Origin of the sequence: Pseudoalteromonas sp. SCSIO 43088, assembly GCF_023650795.1 — a bacterium.
Taxonomy (GTDB): Bacteria; Pseudomonadota; Gammaproteobacteria; order Enterobacterales; family Alteromonadaceae; genus Pseudoalteromonas; species Pseudoalteromonas shioyasakiensis.
In genome coordinates, this window is record NZ_CP072675.1 from 585846 (window position 1) to 610985 (window position 25140).

Genomic DNA, 25140 nt, shown 5'->3' on the forward strand with positions numbered 1-25140 from the left:
TACGATAAGTGGCGTGTTTGGGGAGGTGAGCTGATAGCTGTAAGCTTTAAGCTATCAGCCATAAGCTAAAAAAAGTGGTCGGTAGGTTTTGTTAGAAGGGGAGCGGGTTTACCCCGCGTAATTTTAATTTCACCGTTGCGCGATATGAAATCGCGCCTACGGCTAATTACCTACAACCAAATCTTCTGTAGCTCTGGCCATTGTTTTTCAAATTGTGCACTTGGTTTTGCTTTAAAGTCGCTGCGCACGAATTGATTCATCTTACCTTCTACATAGGCGAGTAGGAAGTTGGCTAGGGTGCTTTCGTCTGACTGGAATGCTTTACCTTCGCGAAGTTTGCGTTCGCGTAGCACTTGCTTGAACTGAGTTTCTAGCTTTTCAAATAAGCCTTGTACACGTTCACGTAAACGCTCTTGTTCACCTTGTAAGGCATCACCGGTCAAAATGCGGGTAATGCCCGGGTTTTTCTCGGCGAAGGCTAGCAATAACAGCAAAATATTGTATACACGTGTTTGGCTTTCTTTCTCATTTTCTAAAATGAGGTTAATGCGTGATAACAGGGTATCTTCAATAAACTCGATTAGGCCCTCAAACATCCGTGCTTTACTCGGAAAATGACGATATAACGCAGCTTCAGACACACCTACCTCGGCCGCGAGCTTTGCGGTGGTGATACGTTGACCTGGGCTGGTTTCTAACATTTGTGCGAGTGCTTGCAGAATCTGCTCTTTGCGATTACTTCTTTTTGTCGCAGGCATGACCATTCCTTTCTTATAATTTATTACTTGCGCTGTTGGGAGTCAGACAAGCCATTTTTTGTGCAAATGAGTGGCTTATGTTAATGTTTTATTCAGTTTCTTTCCAGCATTTTTACAAACGCTTGGCAAGCTCAGTCATTACGCTCATGGCTAAATCTTTTTTACTTCCCATTGCTAAATCTAGCTGCTCATTGTGCCAGAAGAGTGTTAAAGCATTATGATCAGAATTAAAGCCAAGGCCTTCTTTTGATACGTCATTTGCGCAGATCATATCGAGGTTTTTGTTCTTTAATTTACCTTGTGCATAGCTTGCAACATCTTGAGTTTCTGCCGCAAAGCCAACGGTATAAGGGCGGTTTTCGCTAAGTGCTGCGACATTAGCGATAACATCTGGGTTTTTAACTAAAGTAAGGGTTAGTTCATCGCCTTGCTTTTTCATCTTTTGCTCATGAATTGCTGCTGCACGGTAATCAGCCACTGCTGCACAGCCGATAAAAGCATCCGATTGCGCGGCCAGTTCCATTGAGGCGGTAAGTAATTGCTCAGCACTTTCTATATTAGTAAGCAGGGCATTGGCAGGTGCTTTAATTGTTACGGGGCCTGAAATCAGATTTACCTTTGCACCTAGCGCAAGTGCAGCTTCTGCAAGGGCATAACCCATTTTGCCTGAGCTGTGGTTAGAGATATAACGAACTGGGTCGAGGGCTTCTCGGGTTGGTCCTGCAGTAATCGTGATGGTTTTGCCTGCAAGTAATGGCTCTACTTCAGGTTGTGTACAAAGCGCGACTAACTCATGAGGCTCTAACATACGGCCTGCGCCTACATCACCACAAGCTTGCTCGCCTTTACCTGGGCCCCAAATAGCCACGCCGCGCTCACTTAGTGTGGCAAGATTTGCTTGTGTAGCAGGGTGGGCATACATTTGTTGGTTCATTGCAGGCGCAACCGCCACTTTTGCTGGGGTAGCCAGTAGTAGGGTTGTTAGTAAGTCATCTGCAATACCCATGGCCATTTTGGCTAAAATATTACTGGTTGCAGGGGCGACTAAAATAAGGTCTGCCCATTTGGCAAATTCGATATGACCCATTGCGGCTTCTGCTGCTGGGTCGAGTAATGAATCAGAAACAATCTCACCGCTTACCGCTTGCATAGTTAAAGGAGTAATAAAGTGTTTGGCTGAGTCGGTCATGACGACTTTTACTTCACAGCCTCGATCTTTTAAACGGCGAACAAGTTCTGCACATTTATAGGCTGCAATACCACCACTCATACCTAGCAGGATTTTTTTATTTACTGATTTTGTCATTACGTGAAATTTAACCTTTGTCGATATGGGCTAACGATAGCAAATCTTTACCGATAGCATGAAGTTTTCTTTTTTACTGACAGGCAAAAACTGGATTTTATAGTACAGTTTAATAAATGGAATAGTTGTTTTAAGGATGAAGCAATGCCATTAACCGATTTACCTTTATCAGCAAGGCCGCGGGAGAAGTTACTTGCCCAAGGCGCCAAAGCACTCTCAGATGCAGAGTTATTAGCAATATTCTTACGTACCGGTGTGCCGGGCATGAATGCCATTGAGCTGGCTGAGCACCTACTTGATATAAACAGCACTTTGCACAACTTATTTAATGCATCTGAACAAGAGTTTTGTGCCCAAAAGGGTTTAGGAGCTGCTAAGTATGTGCAGCTTCAAGCAGTACTTGAGCTAAGCCGGCGCTATATGCTTGAGCAATGTAAGCGCGAAGCACTATTTACTTCGCCGCAAGCCGTGTATGACTATTTAACTATTCAGCTGCGAGGCTTACAGCAAGAAGTATTTATGGTGCTGTACTTAGATAGTCAAAACCAGCTAATTAAAGACGAAGTACTTTTTTACGGCACTATTAATGCCGCTTCTGTGTACCCACGCGAAGTTGTTAAAGCTGCACTGCGTAATAATGCGGCGGCACTAATACTTGCTCATAACCACCCAAGCGGGGTTGCTGAACCTAGTCAGGCCGATAAATTAATCACCACAAAATTACAGCAAGCCTTAGCCTTAATTGACATAAATGTGCTGGATCACATCATAGTGGGTGGTGAAAATTGTGTTTCGTTTGCTGAAAGAGGGCTTATATAGAGCCAACTGTATTAGAGAGTGTGTTAAAAATGAGCAGTTTAGGGCGATTTTAGAAATTAGTTTAATTTAAATGCAGTTTTTACTTTCCCTAAGGGCATTCGATCTTTATAATTAGCCGCTATCAAATTTACACATGAGCTGATTGGATAAGATCTGTTACTTGATCTTTGCCTGTATAAGCTGTATAAAGAGCGCCCTTCGATTTATCCCGGGGCACAAATACTGGCCTAAGGGAAAATTAAGCTCGAGCGAAGTTATTGGAGATATATAGACATGTCTAAAGTATGTCAAGTTACAGGTAAGCGTCCAGCGGTTGGTAACCACCGTTCACACGCGAGAAACGCGACTAAACGTCGTTTCCTACCTAACCTACAAACTCACCGTTTTTGGGTTGAAAGTGAAAAACGTTTTGTAACACTACGCACTACTACTAAAGGTATGCGTATTATCGATAAAAAAGGCATCGACGCGGTTCTTACAGAAATCCGTGCTCGTGGCGAAAAAGTTTAAGGAACTGAATCATGCGCGATAAGATCCGTTTAGTTTCAACTGCTGGTACTGGTTTTTTCTACACTACCGACAAGAACAAGCGTAACATGCCTGAAAAAATGGAAATCAAAAAATACGATCCTAAAGCTCGTAAACACGTGATTTTCAAAGAAGCTAAAATCAAGTAATTTTAGTTTTCAGAATTCAAAAACCCAGCCTCGGCTGGGTTTTTTGTTTTTAGCGTTTAGAAAATCTTAATAGGGCACAATAATCTAGCTTGGCTTGCTGTTTTATCTTGCTTAATTATCAATCTAAGCGTAAAATGCGCGCTCATTTCGGCTTATTAAATTTAATTCCTTGCCTTAAACCGACTGGCCGAAACGGTAGAAGGCTCTATTAACCGTAAGGAATATCCATGCGTCATTACGAAATCGTATTCATGGTTCACCCTGATCAGAGTGAGCAAGTACCTGGTATGATCGAACGTTATACTGGTTCTATCACTGAAGCTGGTGGTACTATCCACCGTCTTGAAGACTGGGGCCGTCGTCAATTGGCTTACCCAATCGACAAGCTTCACAAAGCTCATTATGTTCTTATGAACGTTGAAGCACCTACTGAAGTAATCAGCGAGCTAGAAACTACTTTCCGCTACAACGATGCAGTGCTTCGTAACTTAGTTATGCGTACTAAAGACGCTGTAACTGAAGCATCTCCTCTTGCGAAAGAAGAGAAGAAAGAAGCACCAGCTGCTTAATCGTTTTGAGTTCAAGCATGGCGCTTGCAGTTGAGACAAAAAGATGAGCCAACCGCTTAATCCTTATATGAATCAGCTGACACTATCTGGGGTTGTTTGTAAAACACCTAAATATAGCCAAAGCCCTGCTGGTATACCGCATTGTATTTTTGTTCTTGAACATAAATCGATGCAAGTTGAAGCAGACCTTAACCGTAATAGTTATGTCAGGCTTCAAGTTGTTGCCAGCGGCACGCCAATGCAACAACAAACTCAACAATTGCACGTTGGGCAACAAGTGCAAGTGACGGGGTTTTTAAACCGTCACGAAGGCCGAAACGGCTTAAGCCAATTGGTTTTGCATGCTCAACATATAGAAAGAATTTTTTGAGGAATTTTACTCATGGCACGTTATTTCAGACGTCGTAAGTTCTGCCGCTTTAAAGCGGAAGGCGTACAACAAATCGATTATAAAGATCTAGCTACTCTTAGAAACTATGTTACAGAAAGTGGCAAAATCGTACCTAGCCGTATCACAGGTACTAGCGCTAAATATCAGCGTCAGCTAGCAACTGCTATCAAGCGTGCTCGCTACTTAGCCCTTCTTCCATACACTGACTTACATAAGTAAGCAGCGGATTAACAGTTTTTAAAAGGTGTAGAGACATGCAAGTTATTCTACTAGACAAGATCGCAAACCTAGGTGGCCTAGGTGACCAGGTTGTAGTTAAATCTGGCTTCGCACGTAACTTCCTTTTCCCACAAGGTAAGGCAGTTCCTGCAACTAAAGCTAACATCGAAACTTTCGAAGCACGTCGTGCTGATTTAGAAGCTAAGATCGCTGAAGATCTAGCTGCTGCTCAAGCTCGCGCTGACAAGTTAGAAGCATTAGCTGAAGTTACACTAGTTTCTAAAGCTGGTGACGAAGGCAAGTTATTCGGTTCTATCGGTACTCGCGACATCGCTGAAGCTATTTCAGCTGTTGGCGTTGAAGTTGCTAAATCAGAAGTTCGTTTACCTCTAGGTACTATCCGTGAGACTGGCGAATTTGACGTAGCAATCGCAGTACACTCAGACGTATCGGCTACTATCAAAGTAATCGTTATCGCTGAAGCTTAATAGCAATATTAAGTAAAAAAGCCGCACTTAGGTGCGGCTTTTTTGTGCCTGAAATTTATGAATTGTAGCATTTTGTACCGCTATTGCTTCCTCGGTTGCCATCTAATAGTATTAGTTTCTATATTTTAAACACACAAATACCAATCCTATAATCTTACCTATTTTACAAACAGACGTTCTTTTTTCTTAATTTTCTTATTCTTATTAGTATAATCGAATGAGTAAAAGTAAATTGGTTAAAATTGACACTGACAACGCTGTCATTTGTATTGTGCTGGTTAAAAAGTATTAAGGGGTTGAGGTTGAAAAGTGCATTAGTACCACATGGAATGGGTAAACAAACAGGCTTTACATTAGTAGAAATTCTTATCGTAATCGCTATTTTAGGGATTCTGTATAGCGTAGCACTGCCTGCTTACACTGAGCATATGCAACGTAGTCGCCGTGCTGATATTCAACAAGAGTTACTGCAATACAGCGCCAGCCTCGAACGTATTTATTCACGAAATGGCGGCTACCCTAATGCATTCGTAACCCAAAATACCGACTATTACACCTTTACCTACACAGCAACAGATAAAGTATCAGGTGCTGTAAGCGACTTTAAAAATCGTGGCTACAGTTTAAAAGCCGCTCCTAAATCGGGTTCGGCGCAAGCAGGTGATCGCTGTGGTGACTTAACCGTTAAACATGATGGTAGTTATAGCGCTTCATTTAGTGATTGCTGGGAGTAACACAATTGCGTCGAATTGCAGGGTTTACCTTAATTGAGTTAATGGTTGTGCTGAGTGTTATTGGCATTATGGCAGCCCTTGCTTTTCCGTCTTTTAGCCAACAAATTTTGCAAGATCGCGTGGTAACAACTGCAAATCAATTAAATAGCGCCTATAAGTTTGCACGCAGTGAAGCGGTCAAACGCGACAAACCTATTAACCTAGTTGTCAATAATAATAGTTGGCAAGTGACCCTCAACGAGGGCGGGGTAGACACGGTTTTAAAAGAATTTTCGGTCACAAAAAGCGGTGTTACCGTCAACTTAGTCGCATTGGCCATTAGTGCCAGTGGCGAAGTTGATAAACAAGCTGAAATTTTAGTGAAAGATGAGCACGCAAATACCACAGATTACGTGATGTGTGTGCTTAAAAGTGGCCAAAACTGGTTAGTAGAAAATTCACAGCGAGGATGTGCATGAATAAGCAGACAGGCTTTTCATTATTAGAAGTGATGATTTCAGTGGTGATCGCTGGCATCGCATTATTAGGCTTGGCGGCAGCGCAGCTAAAATCGCTGCAATATGCAACCAATAGCTTTAATTACACCGTGTCACTTATTCAAGGGCAAAACACCATTGAGCGTTTGTGGCCGCGTATTTGTGAAATTCAAAAAACCAATACCGCACTTTTTCAAGACGCGACTTTTAGAGCTTCGCTCGCGCCACAAGTGAGTGATTATCAACTGACGATCCCAGCTACTTACAGTGATGATATGCAAGTTAATGTGGCTTGGGTCGATAAGCGCATGACAGATAATGCAGAAAATCAAATTAGTCTAAATGCCAGTTTCCCTGATTTAACGGCGGTGTGCTCATGAATAAACACGTTCAGGGTTTTACCTTAGTTGAACTGATGGTGGCATTGGCAGCAGGCGCTTTTTTATTAGCTGGGGTGAGCTTGTCTTACTCGGCGATAAAAAGCACGATTGAAGTAAGTAAAGAGCTTGAAAATGCTCAAGAAGTGATTCGCTATACCAGTAAAGTATTCAACCGCAGCATAAAGCAAACACAACTAACACCGACCATAAGTGCAGATAAAAGCACGATTACTATTACTCAGCCAAGTGTTGTCATTGCCTGTGATGGCTCTGCAACAACTGCGCAGGTGGTTGAAGTATATAGCTTAAATGGTAGCAACTTAATGTGTTCACTCGATGGTGCTGCCTCAGAGCGATTACTGACAGGTATCGAAGCTTTGTCATTTGATATCGCCGGTGAGCTTGTAACCGTTACTGTAAAGCCAAATGATTTACCTGCGCAGTTTGGCAATGGCATTAATATTGATATTGCCTTAACCAATGCAATATTAGTCAAAGCATACGGAGCTGGCAGTGTATAACAAGCAAAATGGTTTCACCCTAATTACAGTGTTGATCTTAACCAGTATGGCCAGCATCGTGGTGCTTAGTTCGCTACGTGAAAACATTGTTCAAGAGCGCTTAAGTGGTAACTTTCAAAAGAAATTAAACAGTCGCTTATTGGCAGAAAAAGGTGTGTTTGAACAAGCTAAGTTATTACAACAAACCTTGAATGACGAAGGTGTATTAGCGGTTGAAGATTTGATCAGTAAAACTAGCAACGCATCGGGCTCTGGTGTGATCGCTGATGATGCCATTTTTAATGCCAGTTTAAGTAAAAATGCTGCTGGTGAGCTTGAAATTGCAAGCCTTGGTCAACGATTTGATGGTGACGCACAAAGTAATTTAGTCGCCCGTTTTGCTGTACAAGGCGCGAAGGGAAGCTCGATTTTCACTAATGCGATGGTGGGCTGTAAAGGGGTTAATCTGTCGGGGAGTGGCAGTATCGATAGCTACGATTCTAGCAAAGGCACGTACGAAGAAACCAAGTCGAATGATGGTGATGTTTCAACGATTGCTGGCGACTCAGACGTGGTGCTATCAGGTCATTCACCGATTAAGGGGGATGTAAAAGCGACCGGGGTTATCTACTTAAATGGTTCATCACCAATTATTGGTAATATCCATTCAAATACCGGCGTTTATATCTCTCCTGGCAATGGTTTACGTGTTGACGGTAATGTCTATACCCGAGGTTATTATACTCACCGTGGTGGGACTGTTTCGGGGGTTGTGCGAGCCAATGGTGATGCGAAAATGCAGTGGTCAACATTCATTACGAATAGCCAAGGCGAAGCACTCGATATTATGTATGGCGGCTCAGGCGATTTTAAAGACACCTACAATAATCAACAAGATGGTGTTCACTACAGTGATAGCAAGTTTAACGTAAACCCGAATGTGGAGCCTATAACCGTTGCTGATCCAACAGCCCCCGATTATGACCCAACAAATCCAGACACCAGCTGCGACCCGTTAATTTTGCCAGAGAAAATGACAGGTATCACAGACCAAGTGAGTAGTTATAGTTCTGTTTCGATTGGTCCTACGCAACAATTTAAACTTAATACTGAAAGGGGCTTTTTTAGTAGCGGTGGTAGCCAAGTTATTTTGCCAAGCCTTGCCGATGTTTTCTTGTTTAACTCTAAAGCGCAAAACCAAGCTAATGGCAGTAATAGTAAAGAGTATATTTTTGCACTTGATAGGCTCAAAATGACCAGTGACGGCAAAATGGAAGTTTCTGGTGGTGATGTTATTTTACTGATTGATGGAGACTTTTCGATGGAAGGGGATACCAGCTTAACAATCAAAAAAGACAGTAGCTTAACAGTGTTATTAACCGGAAAAGTAAATATTGGCGCAGGCGCAAAAGTCATTACTGAGCAGGAAGGATTAACCACCAGTGGCCATCCGTCGTTATCATTTTATTCATCATTTAATGGTGTGAATGGGGTACAATTTAGCGGTGCTGCTAATTTATATGCGGCTATTTATGCCCCTTTGACAACAGTGAAGCTATCGGGCAGTGGCGAGCTGTTTGGTAGTGTACGTGGCTCAACAATTACTGCATCAGGGGGCAGTGGTGCTCACTATGATGCAGGTTTATTACAAGTACAAAATGGTGGCTCGCCTGCTTCTTCGGCACGCATCGTATTTTTAGGTTGGAGCTACAAAACCACAGAAACAACTGAAGAAGAAAGCGAAGCTTCACCTGGAGAATAACGCTAATTCCCAAATAAAATTGTGTAAGCTCAATTAATTGTAGCTTACACAAAAAAAATTTAATTTCATTTAAACCTTTTGAATCCCTCCTTACGTCTAATACACTAAATTCACAACAATAATCATAAAGGACAACATCCAGGATGTTGATAGATGCAGAACAAGCATTCGCCCAGCAAAGTGAGCATGCCTTGATAGAGCGCGTAAAAAGCGGTGATCAAGCTGCCTATGCAACACTTTATGAGTTGCATGTGAAGCGGGTTTATAGCCTTTGTTTAAGATTGCTTGCAGACAAAGAGCACGCCGAAGATGCAACACAAGAAGTGTTTGTACAGTTGTGGCATAAAATCGCTAACTTTGATGGACGCTCACAATTTTCGACTTGGTTACATAGTGTTACCAGCAATATTGCGATTAGCTACATTCGCAAACATAAAAGCTGGTTTCAAAAAGTAGTGAGTTTTGAACAAAGCGGTATGGATGAGCAAAGCGCAGCAGATTGCGAAGGCTTTAACGGCCTCGACAAATTAGTACTGAGACTTCCTGAGCGAGCACGTATGGTGTTTGTACTCCATGCAATTGAAGGTTATCGCCATGAAGAGATAGCAAGCATGCTTGATATGGCGGTCGGTTCAAGTAAATCGCAATTTCACCGTGCAAGGCAGTTATTAAAAGAGTGGTATGAAAATGAGTAAGCCAGAATTTGAACAATTTTTAAATGACTCGCTTAACCATAAGCAAGATATTAGCCCAGACAAAGATCTCTGGCCCGGTGTTGAGCGAGCAATTGCAACAGGGCAACCAGAGCAAGCTGAGAAGCCAAACCATGGCTGGAATAAACTCGCTGCAGTTGCCGCTTGTTGTATTGCCGCACTATTGACCGTACAGCTTTTTGTTGGCCAAGGTGAGCCAAATAGCATGATGGCAATGAGCGACTATTTTACCAAGCAAAAGCAAGGTTTGTTGGTGCAGTATCAAAATCAACCTGCGTTAACCGATAACTGGCAGCAACAACTAAAAGAGTTAGAAGAAGCCGAAAGTGCCATTAAGCAAGCACTTGAGAATGAACCTGAAAACCCAGCTTTATTACAAATGCTGTCGCAGGTTTATCAGCAACAACTGGACTTAATTAACAAGGTGCATGCACCGAAGTGGCAAACGATTTAGGAGTGACAATTATGAAATTACTAGCCTTAACTTTAGGATTACTGCCACTGATGGCAATGGCAGGACAAACCATTAATGAACAAATTGATGTACCTGCAAATAAACGCATTTTTATTGAAAACCAACGTGGTGATGTACGCATTGAAGGGTGGGATAAACCACAACTTAAAATCGAAGGTGAGCTTGACGATAAGGCACAAGGCTATCGTTTAGAGGTTGAAGGAAGCCGTGTTGAATTTATCGTAAAAATGCCGCGTAATTTAGGTGGCTGGAATAGTGGTGACGGCTCTCGTTTAACCATTTACATGCCAAAAAGCAGTGAGCTTGAATTTGCTGGGGTGAATGTCACAGTTAGTGCTAAAGAGCTTGAAGCAGGCGCAGAGATCGATACCGTCAACGGTGATATCACAGTGCAAGATATTCGCGGCAACATGAGCTTTGAAACGGTTAATGGTGATGTGAACGCTCATGATTTAAACGGTGATATTCGCTTTGAAACAGTCAATGGTGAAATTAACGATAAAAACTCGCAAGGTGCTTTACGCTTTACCGCGGTGAATGGCGACATTAAGTCAAAAACCAAAGCACAAGATGTTCGCCTTGAAAATGTAAACGGTGATATCGACTTTGCTTTTGATGCAATTAAAAAGCTGCGCATCAATACCGTAAACGGTGAAGCAGAAGTTCACATCAACAAGTTACTAGCAGATGCCAATATTCGTTTTGAATCAGTCAGTGGTGATGCAGAGTTTTACTTCCCTGCTGATGTATCGGCAAAGTTTGAAATTGAAGCTCACGCTAACGGTAAAATCGTTAATGAGCTTAGTGATGACAGAGCAACGAAGGCGAAATACGGCCCATCTAGCGACTTAGAATTTAGTATTAACGGTGGGGATGCTGATATCGAAATGGATACGATTAGCGGACGCATTGAACTTCGTAAACAGAAATAACGATTACAGGTATACCCAATTACAATAAAGCGGGAAGTTTTCCCGCTTTACTATTTGCACAGCCTTAGCAAGTAGATAGAATAGAGCCATTCAATTTTAGTTTTGTGATGTTATGGCCAAACCAGATAAGCAAGTCGATACGTTAAAAGTCCCTCCCCATTCAATAGAAGCTGAGCAATCTGTTTTAGGTGGTTTAATGCTTGATAATCAAGCGTTTGACCGTGTTGCTGAGTTAGTGGTTGCGCAGGATTTTTATACCCGAACCCATAAGCTGATTTTTGAGGCTATGGTTAGTCTTGCTGAAGGCGGTGATCCAATCGATTTGATCACTATTTCTGAGAGTTTAGAGAAAAACAATCAGTTAAGTAGTGTTGGTGGCTTTGCTTACCTTGCTGAAATTGCTAAGAACACACCAAGTGCGGCGAACATCGATGCTTACGCGAATATCGTGCGAGAGCGTGCTGTTATTCGTGAAATGATTGGTGTTGCGAACGAAATTGCAGAAGCTGGTTTTAGCCCAGAAGGGCGTACCAGTCATGACCTGCTCGATTTTGCTGAAAGTAAAGTATTCAAAATTGCTGAGCAGCGTAGTAAAAGCACCGAAGGTCCACAAAACTTACACAGTATCTTAGAAAAAACTGTTGATAAGATTGAAGAGCTTTATCAGTCGCCACAAGATGGTGTGACGGGTGTAAGTACCGGCTATGCTGACCTAGATAAAATGACGGCGGGTATGCAGCCTTCTGACCTTATCATTGTGGCGGCACGTCCATCGATGGGTAAAACAACCTTTGCGATGAACTTAGCCGAGCACGCAGCCATGACACAAGATAAGCCTGTACTTATTTACTCACTAGAGATGCCTTCAGAGCAAATCATGATGAGGATGCTGGCATCGCTAGGTCGTATTAACCAAACTAAAGTTCGTACCGGTCAGCTAGATGATGACGATTGGGCGCGTCTGTCGTCAACCATGGGCTTGTTGATGGAAAAAGGTAAGATGTATGTTGATGATGCATCGGGCCTAACACCAACAGATGTGCGTTCGCGTGCACGTCGTATTGCCCGCGACCATGGCGGAATTAGTATGATCATGGTCGACTACTTGCAGTTAATGCGTGTGCCAAGCTTGTCGGATAACCGTACCTTAGAGATCGCTGAAATCTCTCGTTCATTAAAAGCACTAGCAAAAGAACTACAGTGTCCGGTTATTGCACTATCGCAGCTTAACCGTACCCTAGAGCAACGTGCCGATAAACGCCCGATCAACTCCGACTTACGTGAATCAGGCTCAATCGAGCAGGATGCCGACTTAATCATGTTTATTTACCGTGATGAAGTGTATAACGAAGACAGTACAGAAAAAGGCGTGGCCGAAATCATCATTGGTAAGCAACGTAATGGTCCAATCGGTAAAGTACGTTTAACCTTCCAAGGACAATTCTCGCGTTTTGATAACTACGCGGGTCCAGCTATGGACGACGAATACTAATGCGCTTAGCCATTGCCGAAATCAACCTAAAAGCACTTGCTCATAATTTAGCGCAAGTGAAGCGCTTTGCGCCTGGTTGCAAAGTAATGGCAGTGCTTAAAGCCAATGCCTATGGCCATGGCTTAGTTAAAATTGCTCAATATCTAAATGATGCCGATGCATTTGCGGTTGCTCGAATAGACGAAGCGTTAGCGCTACGTGCAGGTGGGCTGACAAAACCGATTGTATTGCTTGAAGGTTTTTTTCATAAAGATGATTTACCTATCTTGCTTGCCAATAACTTTCAAACCATTATTCACGATGAAAATCAGCTCGCAACGCTTGAAAATACAAGCCTTGATGCACCAATTGCGTGCTGGTTAAAGGTGAATACGGGTATGCATCGACTGGGTATTGCGCCATCGCAATTTGAGTCTTTCTACAGTCGCTTAAAAGCAAGCCCGAATGCCCGCGATGACATTAAGTTAATGACGCATTTTTCATGCGCCGACGACATCAATGATGAAAAAACCGCTCAGCAAATTGCCTTATTTGACTCACTGGCAGATGGCAAAAGTGAGCAGCATTGCCTTGCAAACTCTGCTGGCATTATTGCTTGGCCAAAAGGTCATGGCGAGTGGGTGCGCCCTGGCTTGATGCTTTATGGTGTATCGCCAATGCTCAATGGCGTAGGGCAACAGCACGGACTAGAGCCTGTTATGCGTTTAACAACGCGAGTTATCGCGATACGCGATGTCGATGCCGATCAGTGTGTTGGCTATGGCGGACGCTGGCATAGCGATAAACCGACTAAGCTTGCGGTGGTTGCGATGGGCTATGGTGATGGTTATCCACGTCATGCTGAGCAGGGCACACCTGTGGTTATTAAATCACAACGCTATGGTATTGTTGGCAGTGTAGCGATGGACATGATCACGGTGGATATTGGTGATAACCGCGACAACATCAAAGTGGGTGATGAGGTGATTATGTGGGGGCCTGAGCTACCCGTTGAAGAGATTGCCCAGTGCGCAACAACTATTCCTTACGAGTTACTCTGTAATATCACCCCACGTGTGAGCTACGAGTATCAAGAGTAACTTTGTTACTCTTTAATAAAATACACGTCACTGAAACCCATTCGTGCGAATTCTTGGTCACGAAAGTTACGTACTGCTGCAGAGCCTTTTGAAGTCATTTCGACTTGCTGTTCCATCTTTAAATAATTGGTTAAATCAATGCCTTCAGCCGCAGCAATGGCATGGTACATATCGCGGTATTTATCTTTTGCAAAATTGATTTCGCGAGGCTGGTTTTTAAATTTGTAAGTGATGCGGCGTGCCATAATGAATCCTCAATGTTTATCGGGGCTGATTTTACACTAAAAAATAACCATAGCCATGACTTGTTAGTATAAGCGGGTTACAATGCAATACTTTTCAAAGACTCGGTAAATCATAATGAAACTTTCAGTAGAGATCAGTAAGTACCCACTACATCAAGACTACATTCCGTTTATCAAAGGTTTTATTGACCGTGTAAACAGTTACGAAGGTCTTAAAGTGATCACCAACACCTTATCTACTCAGATTTTCGGTGACTATGATTTAGTGATGTCTGTACTTAATACTGAAATCAAACGTTCTTATGAAGAGTTTGGTAAAGCTATTTTCGTCTGTAAATTCTTACATGGTGACTTGTCGCCTAGCGAAGACTAAACCCTAAAGTAGCGCGAGTTATGGAATTTTTAAGCGAAACCTTCTCTGGCTTTACTGCCATGTCGCATTGGGAATATATTGCCGTTGCCCTATCGATGGCGTATTTACTGTTAGCGATTAAAGAAAGCTTATGGTGCTGGCCAGCCGCGTTTGTGAGCACCTTTATTTATACCGTAATGTACTGGAATGGCGCACTGTTGATGGAGTCGCTCCTTAATTTTTACTACATGTATATGGCGGTATATGGTTGGGTGGTTTGGCGCAGGGGCATGAATAATAAAGATCATTTGCCCATTATTTCATGGTCGTTAAAGCGTCATGCGGTGATTTTGCTTGCCACCTCACTGGCCTCAGTTGCCATTGGTTTTGTGATGACCAATTACACTCACGCTGATTTTGCTTATTTAGACAGCTTTACCACCTGTTTTGCGGTGGTGACAACCTACCTTGTTGCCAAGAAGGTACTGGAAAACTGGTTGTACTGGATTGTGATTGATGCAGCATCTATGTATCTATACTTTGAAAAAGGGTATTACCCAACCTTAGTACTTTTCGTGTTTTACACCATTATGGCCGCGTGGGGCTTTAAAACCTGGTATGAAGAATACGAGCAGCATCAGGCTAAGCCGCTTGCACAGCTATAGATGAAAACTGAGCAACAAATTCACGCGCTTTTTACGCGCTTCAACTCACGTTTAGTTATCACCTCAATCAGCCCGCTGGTTGAGGGGCTAAGCAATGATAACTACCTGGTTAAAACAGCAAGCCAAGATTTCTTGGTTAAGCACTATCGCGACCATTGGCCGGCGATTGGCCTTGCAGCGCAAGCGCACTTTGCAAAGCAAAGCTGCTGCCCAGCCCCACTTTGGTTAGAGCAAGCAACCGATACGGCTATTTTCGAATACGTGGCAGGTAGTATTGCCAGCGGTGAATTTTGTAGTAGCTTATTGCCCGACTTAGTTAATTTACACCGTTACCCTGTGCTTACTGAACCTATGGATATTGCCTACGAAATTAACTACTACCAACAAACAGCGCGGTACCAGCAACATGCAGAGCTAATTAAACAGTCACTGGCTTATATTGCTTCAGTGCCTAAAGACATGGGTTTTTGTCATAATGATTTAGTGAAAGAAAATATCATTGTGAATGAGTCGGGTATGTTTTTAATCGACTTTGAGTATGCCAAAAGCAACGATGTTTACTTCGACTTAGCTGCGCTGGTAGTGAGCTTTGCGTTAAATGACGAGCAGCAACTGGCGTTACTTAAACGCTATCAAGCGTTAGTGTGCGAACATCATGAGTTTTACTTATCAGTTGAAAAGCTCGAGGCATTTCATGCGCTGTTTTTGCTTTTATGTATTTGTTGGTACGAACAACGTGGTGCGATGGATAAAGTGGCGCCACTGCTAATACAGCTTAACCACTTCATAGAAAAAGCTAAAAATTAAAGACCGCCAATTCGCTCGGCAAGTTCTTTATATTTTTTTACGTCTTCTGGATTAAACAAAGGTTCACCTTTGTCATCTTGTGATTTCGAGATCAGTAAATGCTCGCGAGCAAGACGTTTTACGCGTTCGACTTTTACACCTAAAAACTCCGCGACTTGCTCTGTAGACATTAAACTCATGATCAAATTCCCCTTACATGGCAATACTGCCACCTTGTTATTAATTTTATTAAGTATACGTTAATACCTTGGTTCTGCACGAAAGTGAAGTGTTTTAATGCAAATTGCTGAATTTATGTGCATATAAAGGCCTCGATGCTAGCATTTAGCACAAGATGCCATTATCATTGCCGGGTTGTCATGCTGATATCGCGAGTCAGTATTGACGACGACAAATGTGCTCTCGTGGTGAAATGGATATCACGTGGCCCTCCGGAGGCTAAGTTGCAGGTTCGATCCCTGCCGAGAGCGCCATTTGCTCTTCACTTTAATATCTTCTAAGCTCGATTAACTCCTCAAACAATTCCAAAAAGCTAATGACTTATCAACCTATCGCTTGTGGCGACTACGATAAATATGAATTATGGTGCATGCATAAATCTCTATTACGCATTACCTTAGTATCTGGTGAGCAGTTAGAAGGAAAAGCAGAGACCCTCAAAATACTCAACTCCGATGGTGAGCACCTGATTTTGGCAACAAAAAAAGGCGAACATGCCGTCCGCCTTGATTTAATTAAAAAGGTTGTCGCGTTATAGCCACTTCTTATTTTTAAAGTAAATGCCAATCCCAACAGTTAGCACCACCAAAAAAATAATAAATAAGCTAAATGCGTAAGGGCTTTCAGTGCCCGGAATACCGCCTACGTTTACACCTAGTAAGCCAGTTAAAAAGCCAAGTGGTAAAAACAGCGCTGCAACCACCGACATCACATACATGCGTTGGTTTAGTTGCTCAGATACTTGGCTTGTTATTGCTTGTTGAATAATTTGCGCGCGTTCAATTGAGCTATCTAGCTCTTCTAAATAACGGATCAACATATTGGTTGTTTCGTTTAAGCGTGCCTTATCGTCTTCATCTAACCACTTATATTTGTTGTTTAACAAAGTAATAAGCGCTTCTTTTTGTGGCCTTAAATAACGTTTTAACGCGATTGTTTGGCGGCGTATTTGTGCTAATGATTGATGATCAAAGCCTTTGTTTGGTTCATCAATTTCATCTTCAAAGCCATCGAGTGTGTCATCTAAACTGTCGATAACAGCTTGCATACGCGACGTTAAGTTTTGCGCCAATTGGCAAACTAACTCAGAGATTGAGCAAGGGCCATTGCCGCCATCAAACGATTCAACAACATCCTGCACCGATAATAAACGGCGCTTACGGGTTGTGATCACAATATTTTCGTTAATAAATAAGCGTAACGAGACCATGTCTTCTGGGCTTTGCGCAGGGTTTAGATTAACGCCACGTAAAAACAGCATATTACCATTAGTGACTTTGCTTAAACGCGGACGTGTTTCATCGGCAATAAGGGACTCAAGCTCGAAATCAGTTAATAAATTACTTTGCTCAAGCCAGTCAACGGCTTCAGCTTGGCTGTAGTCCATGTGCACCCAAAGTTTTCCGTGTTCGGGTTGCCAATTTTGCAGCTCAGTACTATTTTCAATAGCACGTGCACCGCCTTGTTCGTCTAAAATTAAGACATGAAGTAACCCATTGATCATATTGAACTCTCGTTTTACAAATAGTGGGATATGGTTGAGTATATACATTAGTATAGTCAAGACTATATTAATGAAATCGACTTATCGAGTGGATAAATATATTTCGTTGGTGTTTCTAGCTCTGTAGCGTATAAGACACTTTTTTATAGAGGGCACATTAATGAGCGCAAAAATTATTGTTGGCTGGCGAGAATGGCTTGGCCTGCCTGAACTGGGAATAGAAAAAATCAAAGCAAAAGTTGATACCGGAGCGAGAACTTCATGTATTCATGCTTTTGACATTGAGGAATTTTCAGAAAATGGCGAAGCATGGGTGAAATTTACTACCCATCCTCTACAAGACGATGTAGAAACAACGGTAGAGTGTCGCGCCAAAGTAGTTGAGCGTAAGTATGTGACCAGTTCAAGCGGTCAGCGTGAGCTACGCTACTTTATTGAAACAAAATTAGTCGCAGGAACCCAAAGCTGGCCTGTAAGGGTGACTTTAAGTAACCGTTCAACAATGAAGTTTAGAATGTTGTTAGGGCGTACAGCAATGGAAAATCGCATAGTCGTTGATCCGGCTTTATCTCATTTATTATAGGAAAAGGACTTATCACACGTTGCTACGTGTATGAGTTTATCAGTTAAGGTTTTTAACTTATGAAACTTGGTATTTTATCTCGCAACCAAAATTTGTATTCAACACGTCGCTTAATTGAAGCCGCAGAGCAGCGTGGCCACGAAGTGAAAGTAATTGATGCACTTCGTTGTTATATGAACATCAATTCAGAGCAGCCTGAAATCCATTACCGTGGTGAAAATTTAAAAGATTTTGATGCTATCGTGCCGCGTATTGGTTCGTCAGTAACTTTCTATGGCTGTGCGGTATTACGTCAGTTTGAAATGATGGGTGTATACCCTGTCAATGAATCTGTGGCGATCACTCGCTCGCGCGACAAGTTACGTTCACTTCAGCTACTCTCTCGTAAAGGTGTGGGTATGCCAGTGACAGGCTTTGCAAGTAAACCAGATGACGTAAAAGATTTATTAAGCATGGTGGGTGGCACGCCAGTCGTTATTAAGCTACTTGAAGGTACCCAAGGTATCGGTGTGGTATTAGCTGAAACACGCAAAGCCGCAGAAAGTGTAATTGAAGCGTTTATGGGCTTAAAAGCCAACATCATGGTGCAAGAGTATATCAAAGAAGCGGGCGGTGCTGATATTCGCTGCTTTGTATTAGGCGATAAAGTAATTGCCGCGATGAAGCGTCAAGCGCAAGAAGGTGAATTCCGTTCTAACTTACACCGTGGTGGTAGTGCGACGTTGGTTCGTATTACTCCAGAAGAAAGAAAAACAGCTGTTGCTGCAGCTAAAGCGATGGGTTTAAACGTAGCAGGTGTTGATTTACTTCGCTCTGCTCGTGGTCCATTGGTGATGGAGGTTAACTCATCACCTGGTCTTGAAGGTATTGAAGTTGCAACCGGTAAAGACATTGCAGGCATGATTGTCGAGTTTATTGAAAAAACAGCGGCATCAAAGAAAACTGCAACTCGTGGTAAAGGTTAAGAAAATAAGCGCTCTATTAAAAGGAAAAGTGCGTGGCTAAGGTTAAGAAAAATACACCGTTTTCAATTTTAGGCGATACGGTGGGTGTTGGCGAACGTAAAACATTTGCAATTGAAGCTGCCAAGCTTTACACCCATTCGCCGTTAAATATTCCAATTGAAGTCGTCAATGGTGTGCAGCAAGGGCCTGTATTAATGGTATGTGCTGCTATTCACGGTGATGAGCTCAATGGTGTTGAGGTTGTTAGGCAGTTGCTTGCTAAAATCGATCCAGAGCAATTGCGCGGTACTATTATTGCGGTACCGATTGTGAATGTGTTTGGCTTTATTCACAAGTCACGCTACTTACCAGACCGCCGTGACATGAACCGCAGTTTTCCGGGCTCAACGCGTGGCTCGTTAGCTGGGCGAATGGCGAATGCGTTTTTTACTCAAGTGGCAATGCATTGTACGCATATTATTGATTTACACACAGGTGCAATTCATCGTACGAACTTGCCGCAAATTCGTGCTAATTTGAGCGACCCTGCAACAGCAGCCATGGCAAAAGCGTTTGGCACCCCAGCAGTGATTGATGCGTCACTTCGTAATGGTTCATTGCGCAGTGAAGCGGCCAATTTAGGCATACCCGTTATTACTTATGAAGCTGGTGAAGCGCTTCGCTTTGACCCAATTGCCATTGCTGCAGGCGTGCAAGGTGTTGATTATGTGATGCGTCATTTAAAAATGGTGCGTGGTAAGCGTGCTAAGAAACTGCCAGAGCCGGTTATTGCAAGCTCGACGAGTTGGATACGTGCCGAAGTTGACGGTATTGTTCGTGCACAGGTATCACTGGGTGAGCGAGTAATGAAAGGGCAGGTTCTAGCTTATATAAGTAGCCCACTAGGTGATGCTGAACTTGAACTACTGGCGCCACGCAGTGGTATTGTCATTGGTCAGCAAACTATGCCGCTGGTAAACGAGGGGGATGCAGTATTCCATCTTGCTTACTTTGCTCACGCAAACAGCCTAGTTGAACAACAGCTCGAAAACTTTATTGATGAAATAAGTGATATTGAAGACGAGTTAAAAACCGCAGATTTAAATAACTAATAACCTATTCTGTAATTCAAAAAGCCAAACTATATGTTTGGCTTTTTTGTATCCGCCTGTCCCCATCTATTACTTGACCTTAGAGCAAGTGCAAGGTTTATAGTTTTTTTACTTACTTAATTGTCGTAAAAATGACTAAAGGATCAAAGATGAAAATGTTTCTATTTTACACAGGCTTATTTACGCTTGCTATTTCACTTACGCACGGCTTTTTTACAGAGCTAAGTGTTGCTCATATCGTGTTATTTCACCCTTTAGTCATTCTATTTTGTTTTATATTAATCGCCTACGGAAGCAGAAAAATAACACCTATTTAGCAAGGTCTCGTTAACTTTAAGCCGTTACTTTTTTGGGCCTAAAATACGTTTTATGGTTGGCGCTTTAGTCGCTGTAGGTGGGTTCTTTAACACCATTACAGGGCGGGTGACAAAGATGTTGTTTGGGTAAATCACTTTGTGACCATCAACATGCTCAAGTACAACATTCATTAAGCCCATTTCGATAATGCGGCCTTCTAAGAAGTTTGCACCGTCAATTACTCTTACCCAAAAGCCAACACGGCAGTCGTTTTGAATAAACATCAACAAGAACGCTGTTAGGTTACTTAGTAAAGACCAGGCGGCAAAAAGCGCGACACCTAGCATGGCAAAAATTGATGAGCCAAGTACTAATAAGCCCCGTAGCTCTATCCCCCAAAAAACTAACACTAAGCACAGCATAACAATGGCAAGAATAATATTCAGCAACAGCTCCGCACGGTATTCACGATGCGGATCAGCCTTGCCTTTAATTGCTTTTAACAGCAGCTTTTTGGTGGTTTTACGCAGTAATGGATAGAGCAAAACCGCGATAATAGTCACGATTAAATGATATTGCTCGTTAAAGAATTCGACGAAGTCCAAAAGGGTTCCTAAGTTAATATTTTACGCTTCGATTTTAGCTTTTTAGCTTAACAATAACACTACTTTAAAAGGTATTTTTAACCGTTACTAGCCATTGCACAGAGTCTATGTCGTCATCTTGCTTGTTAATAGGTGCGGCAATATCTAGGTGAATAACCGTACCGGCATTGGCACGGCTTGGCGCTAAGCGCAGGCCCACACCCACATTTTGTAGCACGTTACCATTGGCACCATTATCTTTGTCGTTATACCAAGCTCTACCAATATCATAAAACGCGGCACCACCCACTTTAAACAATTGTAGTAAGTCATATTCCCAGTAGTAGCGTTTTTCTAGATTCACTAAGAAGCTGCGGTCGCCTACTTGGTAGTCAAGCGGGTAACCGCGTAGACCATTTTCACCACCAATAGTGAGTTGTTTATCAGCAGTGAGGTTTTCAGCATATTGTAAGCGTACTTTGGCATACCAGCTTTGCCTTAGTGTGGTATTGAGATAATACTGTAGCTGCGTGCTAGCGAATAGGTTTTCGACATCATCGGTTTCTTCATTCCAGTAGCCATCAAGGTCTGCTTTAAAGCGCCATAACTGATTGTCTCCAGAGTAATGCGCTTTTGATAAAGATAACGAATAAATAGTACGGCTGGCATCGTCGCTAAAATCATCACTCGAATAACCGAGTAAGGCATGGATATTCCAACCAAGGTTTAAATCTTCAGTGCGGTAGATGCTATCGAAGTTTCTAACCTTAACGTAGTGATCTTCAAACCATTGGCCACTAACGTAAGGGTAACTCAGCGTTCTATCTTCAGCGATAGGAAAGCGCGTGAATGGCGTTTCTCTAAAGGTTTCTTCTCGGTTTTCGATGCCAAGCTTAATGCGCTGAGTCCAACTATTACCAAGTTGTGATGAATGACCAAAGTAAGCGCGGTTTAATAAGGTTTTTTGTTCAAACTCACTAACTACGTCACCGCGATAGTAAAGTGACTCTCGGCGTTGATCAGAGTAACTTGTAACACCGTAGCTGTAGGGCGTATCAATCGAGAAAAAAGGATAGCTTACATCGAGATAATGACGTTTACCGTCATCGTTATCTGAATATTCTAAACGGCCTTGATAACGGCTAGAGAAAATATGCGGATCATCATACACAAACAGATAACCAGTGCGATCAGCATCACGGGTACGACTAAACGACACTCGTTTACCCCAGCCTAAAAAGTTAGATTCGCGAAAGCCAATGCTCGACTCATTCTTACCACCACTGCGGCTAAAGCTTATTTCGGGCAGTAGGGTCCACAGATCGCGCGTAATTACTTTTACATGTACGTTGCCATCACAATCGAGCTTTGCGTTGATACGCGCATCATATAAGTAGCCTTGTTTACGCAGTAATCGCTCTGACTCAAGCAGTTTACGTGGATTGTAAACATCACCTTCTTGAAACAATAAAACGCTGTGTATTACATTAGGCTCTGTAGTCATGTGAGCGCGATTGGCAAAGCGAAATAAAAAGTTATTTTCTTCTTCAAGCTCAGTGTTAAATACGTTCAGCTGTTCAAGTTCAATAGAGACTATTTTACGGTTATTAGCGGCATCGGGTAGGGGGTTATCCGCATCGAGCTGGCGGCGTAAGTTATTATCTTGTGATTTAAGCGTACGTTGGTTTTGACAATAATTACTATCGTCAGTAAAGAACTGCTCTGCATGAACATTGGCTGCTATGCAGATTGGTAATAGTGTTATTAACCTAGCAACAAAGTGCGACTGCTTAAATCCCATTTACACCCTTAGTTGAGTATCTCCTGTGCAACTACTACATACTAAGCGTGGGAAAATGTCTAGCTTATTATTGTAATTGCGCTACTAAATACTGATGAAGTTGTGGCAATGCAGCACTGGCTTCTATGCCCTCAGCATTGATCCAAATACTTTCACTGTAATGTTCAAAGTTTAGATTAAAACTATGATCTGTAAAGTGAAAGCGTAATTGATGACGATCAGCACCGGCATCAAAGTCGGCGGTTGTTATGGCTGGCGCGTGCAAGAAAAGGGTTGCCCAAAGTTCAAAGTCTTCATCGTGTGGAAGCTCACTCGACGTTATGAGAATAATCTCATGCTCGGCATCATAAGTTAGTTCAGTCATAGCAGTCCTAATTGGTGGCAAGATAGTCGCGAATGGTATTTAAAAACGGTGCGCCGTACTTATTGAGTTTAGTGAAACCAACACCTGACACCTTCAAAAACTCACTGTCGTTGGTTGGCATTAACTGCGCCATTTCAGCGAGGGTTTTATCATTGAATACCACATAAGGTGGTACATCATCGGCATCGGCCAGTTCTTTACGTAAAGCGCGTAATTTCGCAAATAACTTTTTATCGTAATTAAACTGAGCGAGTTTATCTTGGTAAACGTGCTTAGCTTGTAAGCGAGGCTCAGCAAGTTGCAATGCATATTCACTTTTAAGTACTGCACGGGCGGCTTCGGTTAAGCGTAATGACGAACCTTGGGTAATATCTTGGCTTAATAACCCTTGATGGATAAGCTGCCTTAAAATACTTAGCCAGAATTCCACGCTGTGTTCTTTACCTATGCCATAGGTGCTTAGCTGATGGTGATTGTTATCTCGAATGCGGCTAGTGTTTGCACCGCGCAGTAACTCAACAATATAACCAATCCCAAAACGTTGCTCAGCACGATATACACACGACAAGGCTTGTTGCGCTACAAGGGTGCCATCAAAGCTGGTGGGTGGGTTTAAGCAAATATCACAGTTACCACAGGTTTCGCGCTTATATTCACTAAAATAATTGAGCAAGATTTGTCTGCGGCATGTTTGTGCTTCGGCGAAGCTTGCCATGGCATTAAAGCGCTGCTCTTCAACACGACGACGTTGCTCGTCTTCAATATCTTCAAAAAAGCGGCGTACGCGGCCTATGTCTGCCGGATCAAAATACATAATCGCTTCTGCAGCCAGGCCATCACGACCTGCACGACCGGTTTCTTGATAGTAAGCCTCGATGCTTTTTGGAATATCGTAATGCACCACAAAACGTACGTTTGGTTTATTAATTCCCATGCCAAAGGCAACGGTCGCAACCACAATTTGAATATCGTCACGGGCAAAGCCCGATTGCACAAATTGGCGTTGCTCGTTACTCATTCCCGCATGGTAGGCGGCGGCATTGAACCCGGCGTCTGCAAGTTTTTCGGCTACATCATCAACCCGTTTGCGGCTGGTGCAATAAATAATGCCACTTTGATTTTGCTGCTCTTTTAAATATCGAAGCAGTTGCACCATAGGTTTGAATTTTTCTTCTATGGTGTAACGAATGTTCGGTCTATCGAAGCTACCAGTGTGCACGTAAGGGTGGTTAAGCTGAAGCTGTTCAATAATATCGTAACGAGTTGCTTTATCTGCCGTTGCTGTAAGGGCCATCATGGGCACATGCATAAAGCGTTGCTTTAACTCGTTGAGCCGACAGTAATGCGGCCTAAAGTCATGACCCCAATGCGACACACAGTGAGCTTCATCAATTGCAAAAAGTGCGAGTTTTAGATGACTCAAGCGTTCTAAAAATTCGTGTTGCAGTACTTTTTCTGGTGCAACATATAACAGCTTAATTTGCCCATAGTGCAATTGCTGATAGACAGCTTGCTGCTCTTCAAAAGGCAGGCTGTTGTTGATGTAGGCCGCTTGCACGCCGAGTGCTCTTAGTTGGGCAACTTGGTCTTGCATCAAGGAAATAAGCGGCGAGATAACCACAGTCACACCATCAAGGATCAAAGCAGGTACTTGATAGCATAATGATTTGCCTCCACCCGTTGGTAGGAGTACAAGCGAGTCTTGTCCGTCTAGCGCTGCGGCTATAATCGCTTCTTGGCCATCACGAAAGTCCTTGTAACCAAACACTTGTTTGAGTACGGCTTGTGGTGATCGAACGGGTGTGTTGGACATTGCGGTATTGGTATTCATCGCCAAGCATTTTAGTGGTTTTTTATGGCGATGTCTGTAGAAATATACCCAAACGACCTCAA

At 42.7% G+C, this 25140-nt stretch carries 34 protein-coding genes and 1 tRNA gene; 26 read left to right on the forward strand and 9 right to left on the reverse strand.

Translation table 11 applies throughout. The annotated features are described in order from the left end of the window. Positions 1 to 170: 170 nt before the first annotated feature. Both slmA and coaBC read right to left on the reverse strand, forming a co-directional pair. Positions 171 to 758 (reverse strand): nucleoid occlusion factor SlmA, encoded by a 588-nt coding sequence (slmA, locus tag J8Z28_RS02725; RefSeq protein WP_054554189.1) that lies wholly within the window; start codon positions 756 to 758, stop codon positions 171 to 173. Positions 759 to 870: 112 nt separating this feature from the next. Beyond that, positions 871 to 2064, reverse strand: a complete 1194-nt coding sequence (gene coaBC, locus J8Z28_RS02730; RefSeq protein ID WP_250659846.1) for a bifunctional phosphopantothenoylcysteine decarboxylase/phosphopantothenate--cysteine ligase CoaBC — start codon at positions 2062 to 2064, stop codon at positions 871 to 873. Positions 2065 to 2208: 144 nt separating this feature from the next. Here coaBC and radC point away from each other — a divergent pair, with 144 nt between their 5' ends. The 17 genes from radC (at position 2209) to alr (ending at position 13770) form a co-directional block, all read left to right on the forward strand. Further along, entirely contained in the window at positions 2209 to 2883 is a 675-nt protein-coding gene (gene radC, locus J8Z28_RS02735; RefSeq protein WP_250659847.1) for a RadC family protein, read from the forward strand. 273 nt (positions 2884 to 3156) lie between these two features. Then, on the forward strand, positions 3157 to 3393 hold the full coding sequence (gene rpmB, locus J8Z28_RS02740) for a 50S ribosomal protein L28 (RefSeq protein ID WP_036973115.1): 237 nt from the start codon (positions 3157 to 3159) through the stop codon (positions 3391 to 3393). 11 nt (positions 3394 to 3404) lie between these two features. After that, positions 3405 to 3560 carry a 50S ribosomal protein L33 gene (gene rpmG, locus J8Z28_RS02745; RefSeq protein ID WP_022946036.1) on the forward strand — a complete coding sequence of 52 codons (156 nt, stop codon included), beginning with the start codon at positions 3405 to 3407 and terminating at the stop codon, positions 3558 to 3560. 227 nt (positions 3561 to 3787) lie between these two features. Next, positions 3788 to 4129 (forward strand): 30S ribosomal protein S6, encoded by a 342-nt coding sequence (gene rpsF / locus J8Z28_RS02750; protein WP_036973113.1) that lies wholly within the window; start codon positions 3788 to 3790, stop codon positions 4127 to 4129. 67 nt (positions 4130 to 4196) lie between these two features. Then, a complete protein-coding gene (priB, locus tag J8Z28_RS02755; RefSeq protein WP_036973732.1) occupies positions 4197 to 4499 on the forward strand; it encodes a primosomal replication protein N in 303 nt (100 codons plus the stop codon). Between the two features lie 12 nt (positions 4500 to 4511). Further along, the gene (gene rpsR / locus J8Z28_RS02760) at positions 4512 to 4739 is read left to right on the forward strand and encodes a 30S ribosomal protein S18 (RefSeq protein WP_002962753.1); all 228 of its coding nucleotides are present in this window, start codon (positions 4512 to 4514) and stop codon (positions 4737 to 4739) included. Positions 4740 to 4774: 35 nt separating this feature from the next. After that, positions 4775 to 5227 carry a 50S ribosomal protein L9 gene (rplI, locus tag J8Z28_RS02765; RefSeq protein ID WP_054554192.1) on the forward strand — a complete coding sequence of 151 codons (453 nt, stop codon included), beginning with the start codon at positions 4775 to 4777 and terminating at the stop codon, positions 5225 to 5227. A gap of 302 nt (positions 5228 to 5529) precedes the next feature. Beyond that, on the forward strand, positions 5530 to 5961 hold the full coding sequence (locus tag J8Z28_RS02770; RefSeq protein WP_321166298.1) for a type IV pilin protein: 432 nt from the start codon (positions 5530 to 5532) through the stop codon (positions 5959 to 5961). Positions 5962 to 5966: 5 nt separating this feature from the next. Then, entirely contained in the window at positions 5967 to 6419 is a 453-nt protein-coding gene (locus J8Z28_RS02775) for a GspH/FimT family pseudopilin (protein ID WP_250659848.1), read from the forward strand. Then, positions 6416 to 6817: a type IV pilus modification PilV family protein gene (locus tag J8Z28_RS02780; RefSeq protein ID WP_250659849.1), complete on the forward strand. Its 402-nt coding sequence runs from the start codon at positions 6416 to 6418 to the stop codon at positions 6815 to 6817. The genes J8Z28_RS02775 and J8Z28_RS02780 overlap by 4 nt, the downstream gene beginning before the upstream one ends. Continuing rightward, positions 6814 to 7338: a prepilin-type N-terminal cleavage/methylation domain-containing protein gene (locus tag J8Z28_RS02785; RefSeq protein ID WP_250659850.1), complete on the forward strand. Its 525-nt coding sequence runs from the start codon at positions 6814 to 6816 to the stop codon at positions 7336 to 7338. Before J8Z28_RS02780 ends, J8Z28_RS02785 begins: the two co-directional genes overlap by 4 nt. Next, complete coding sequence (locus J8Z28_RS02790; protein WP_250659851.1) at positions 7331 to 9079, forward strand: DUF7305 domain-containing protein; 1749 nt, start codon at positions 7331 to 7333, stop codon at positions 9077 to 9079. Before J8Z28_RS02785 ends, J8Z28_RS02790 begins: the two co-directional genes overlap by 8 nt. Before the next feature lie 143 nt (positions 9080 to 9222). Continuing rightward, the gene (locus tag J8Z28_RS02795; RefSeq protein WP_250659852.1) at positions 9223 to 9774 is read left to right on the forward strand and encodes an RNA polymerase sigma factor; all 552 of its coding nucleotides are present in this window, start codon (positions 9223 to 9225) and stop codon (positions 9772 to 9774) included. After that, positions 9761 to 10246, forward strand: coding sequence for a hypothetical protein (locus tag J8Z28_RS02800; protein ID WP_250659853.1), 486 nt, complete (start codon positions 9761 to 9763; stop codon positions 10244 to 10246). Before J8Z28_RS02795 ends, J8Z28_RS02800 begins: the two co-directional genes overlap by 14 nt. Before the next feature lie 11 nt (positions 10247 to 10257). Then, on the forward strand, positions 10258 to 11199 hold the full coding sequence (locus J8Z28_RS02805) for a DUF4097 family beta strand repeat-containing protein (protein ID WP_054563397.1): 942 nt from the start codon (positions 10258 to 10260) through the stop codon (positions 11197 to 11199). Positions 11200 to 11311: 112 nt separating this feature from the next. Next, positions 11312 to 12691, forward strand: a complete 1380-nt coding sequence (gene dnaB, locus J8Z28_RS02810; RefSeq protein ID WP_054563398.1) for a replicative DNA helicase — start codon at positions 11312 to 11314, stop codon at positions 12689 to 12691. After that, positions 12691 to 13770 (forward strand): alanine racemase, encoded by a 1080-nt coding sequence (gene alr, locus J8Z28_RS02815; protein WP_062565961.1) that lies wholly within the window; start codon positions 12691 to 12693, stop codon positions 13768 to 13770. Before dnaB ends, alr begins: the two co-directional genes overlap by 1 nt. Before the next feature lie 5 nt (positions 13771 to 13775). Here the strand turns inward: alr and J8Z28_RS02820 are convergent, their stop codons facing one another. Next, positions 13776 to 14015 carry a DUF2960 domain-containing protein gene (locus tag J8Z28_RS02820; protein WP_054554201.1) on the reverse strand — a complete coding sequence of 80 codons (240 nt, stop codon included), beginning with the start codon at positions 14013 to 14015 and terminating at the stop codon, positions 13776 to 13778. A 115-nt stretch (positions 14016 to 14130) separates the two neighbouring features. On the opposite strand from J8Z28_RS02820, the gene J8Z28_RS02825 reads away from it, so the two are divergent. From J8Z28_RS02825 to J8Z28_RS02835, 3 genes are read left to right on the forward strand one after another with little or no spacing between them, the layout of a single operon-like run. Continuing rightward, positions 14131 to 14388, forward strand: a complete 258-nt coding sequence (locus J8Z28_RS02825) for a YkoF family thiamine/hydroxymethylpyrimidine-binding protein (protein WP_054563401.1) — start codon at positions 14131 to 14133, stop codon at positions 14386 to 14388. A gap of 20 nt (positions 14389 to 14408) precedes the next feature. Then, a complete protein-coding gene (gene pnuC / locus J8Z28_RS02830; protein WP_058583797.1) occupies positions 14409 to 15032 on the forward strand; it encodes a nicotinamide riboside transporter PnuC in 624 nt (207 codons plus the stop codon). Further along, positions 15033 to 15839, forward strand: coding sequence for a phosphotransferase family protein (locus tag J8Z28_RS02835; RefSeq protein ID WP_062565960.1), 807 nt, complete (start codon positions 15033 to 15035; stop codon positions 15837 to 15839). Here the strand turns inward: J8Z28_RS02835 and J8Z28_RS02840 are convergent. Continuing rightward, the gene (locus J8Z28_RS02840; RefSeq protein ID WP_062565959.1) at positions 15836 to 16018 is read right to left on the reverse strand and encodes a helix-turn-helix domain-containing protein; all 183 of its coding nucleotides are present in this window, start codon (positions 16016 to 16018) and stop codon (positions 15836 to 15838) included. The two genes, J8Z28_RS02835 and J8Z28_RS02840, sit on opposite strands and share 4 nt — an antisense overlap. Positions 16019 to 16237: 219 nt before the next feature. Here J8Z28_RS02840 and J8Z28_RS02845 point away from each other — a divergent pair. After that, positions 16238 to 16312: transfer RNA gene (locus tag J8Z28_RS02845), tRNA-Arg, on the forward strand. A 62-nt stretch (positions 16313 to 16374) separates the two neighbouring features. Then, entirely contained in the window at positions 16375 to 16596 is a 222-nt protein-coding gene (locus J8Z28_RS02850; protein WP_058583795.1) for a Rho-binding antiterminator, read from the forward strand. On the opposite strand, the gene zntB is transcribed toward J8Z28_RS02850, so the two are convergent. Next, positions 16591 to 17562 (reverse strand): zinc transporter ZntB, encoded by a 972-nt coding sequence (zntB, locus tag J8Z28_RS02855; RefSeq protein ID WP_062565958.1) that lies wholly within the window; start codon positions 17560 to 17562, stop codon positions 16591 to 16593. The genes J8Z28_RS02850 and zntB overlap by 6 nt on opposite strands. 160 nt (positions 17563 to 17722) lie before the next feature. Between zntB and J8Z28_RS02860 the strand changes: the two genes are divergently transcribed. The 4 genes from J8Z28_RS02860 (at position 17723) to J8Z28_RS02875 (ending at position 20518) form a co-directional block, all read left to right on the forward strand. Continuing rightward, the gene (locus J8Z28_RS02860) at positions 17723 to 18145 is read left to right on the forward strand and encodes an ATP-dependent zinc protease family protein (RefSeq protein WP_054554208.1); all 423 of its coding nucleotides are present in this window, start codon (positions 17723 to 17725) and stop codon (positions 18143 to 18145) included. A 59-nt stretch (positions 18146 to 18204) separates the two neighbouring features. Further along, the gene (rimK, locus tag J8Z28_RS02865) at positions 18205 to 19110 is read left to right on the forward strand and encodes a 30S ribosomal protein S6--L-glutamate ligase (RefSeq protein ID WP_054563407.1); all 906 of its coding nucleotides are present in this window, start codon (positions 18205 to 18207) and stop codon (positions 19108 to 19110) included. A gap of 32 nt (positions 19111 to 19142) precedes the next feature. Next, positions 19143 to 20201, forward strand: a complete 1059-nt coding sequence (locus tag J8Z28_RS02870) for a succinylglutamate desuccinylase/aspartoacylase family protein (protein ID WP_062565957.1) — start codon at positions 19143 to 19145, stop codon at positions 20199 to 20201. Between the two features lie 149 nt (positions 20202 to 20350). Continuing rightward, complete coding sequence (locus J8Z28_RS02875) at positions 20351 to 20518, forward strand: hypothetical protein (protein ID WP_250659854.1); 168 nt, start codon at positions 20351 to 20353, stop codon at positions 20516 to 20518. Positions 20519 to 20542: 24 nt separating this feature from the next. On the opposite strand, the gene J8Z28_RS02880 is transcribed toward J8Z28_RS02875, so the two are convergent. The 4 genes from J8Z28_RS02880 to recQ form a co-directional block, all read right to left on the reverse strand. Further along, a complete protein-coding gene (locus tag J8Z28_RS02880; protein ID WP_063529308.1) occupies positions 20543 to 21103 on the reverse strand; it encodes a mechanosensitive ion channel domain-containing protein in 561 nt (186 codons plus the stop codon). Between the two features lie 64 nt (positions 21104 to 21167). Then, positions 21168 to 22883 (reverse strand): BamA/TamA family outer membrane protein, encoded by a 1716-nt coding sequence (locus J8Z28_RS02885; protein ID WP_082710940.1) that lies wholly within the window; start codon positions 22881 to 22883, stop codon positions 21168 to 21170. Between the two features lie 67 nt (positions 22884 to 22950). Further along, entirely contained in the window at positions 22951 to 23247 is a 297-nt protein-coding gene (locus J8Z28_RS02890; protein WP_062565955.1) for a DUF3630 family protein, read from the reverse strand. Between the two features lie 7 nt (positions 23248 to 23254). After that, entirely contained in the window at positions 23255 to 25078 is a 1824-nt protein-coding gene (recQ, locus tag J8Z28_RS02895) for a DNA helicase RecQ (RefSeq protein ID WP_055021899.1), read from the reverse strand. Between the last annotated feature and the right edge of the window lie 62 nt (positions 25079 to 25140).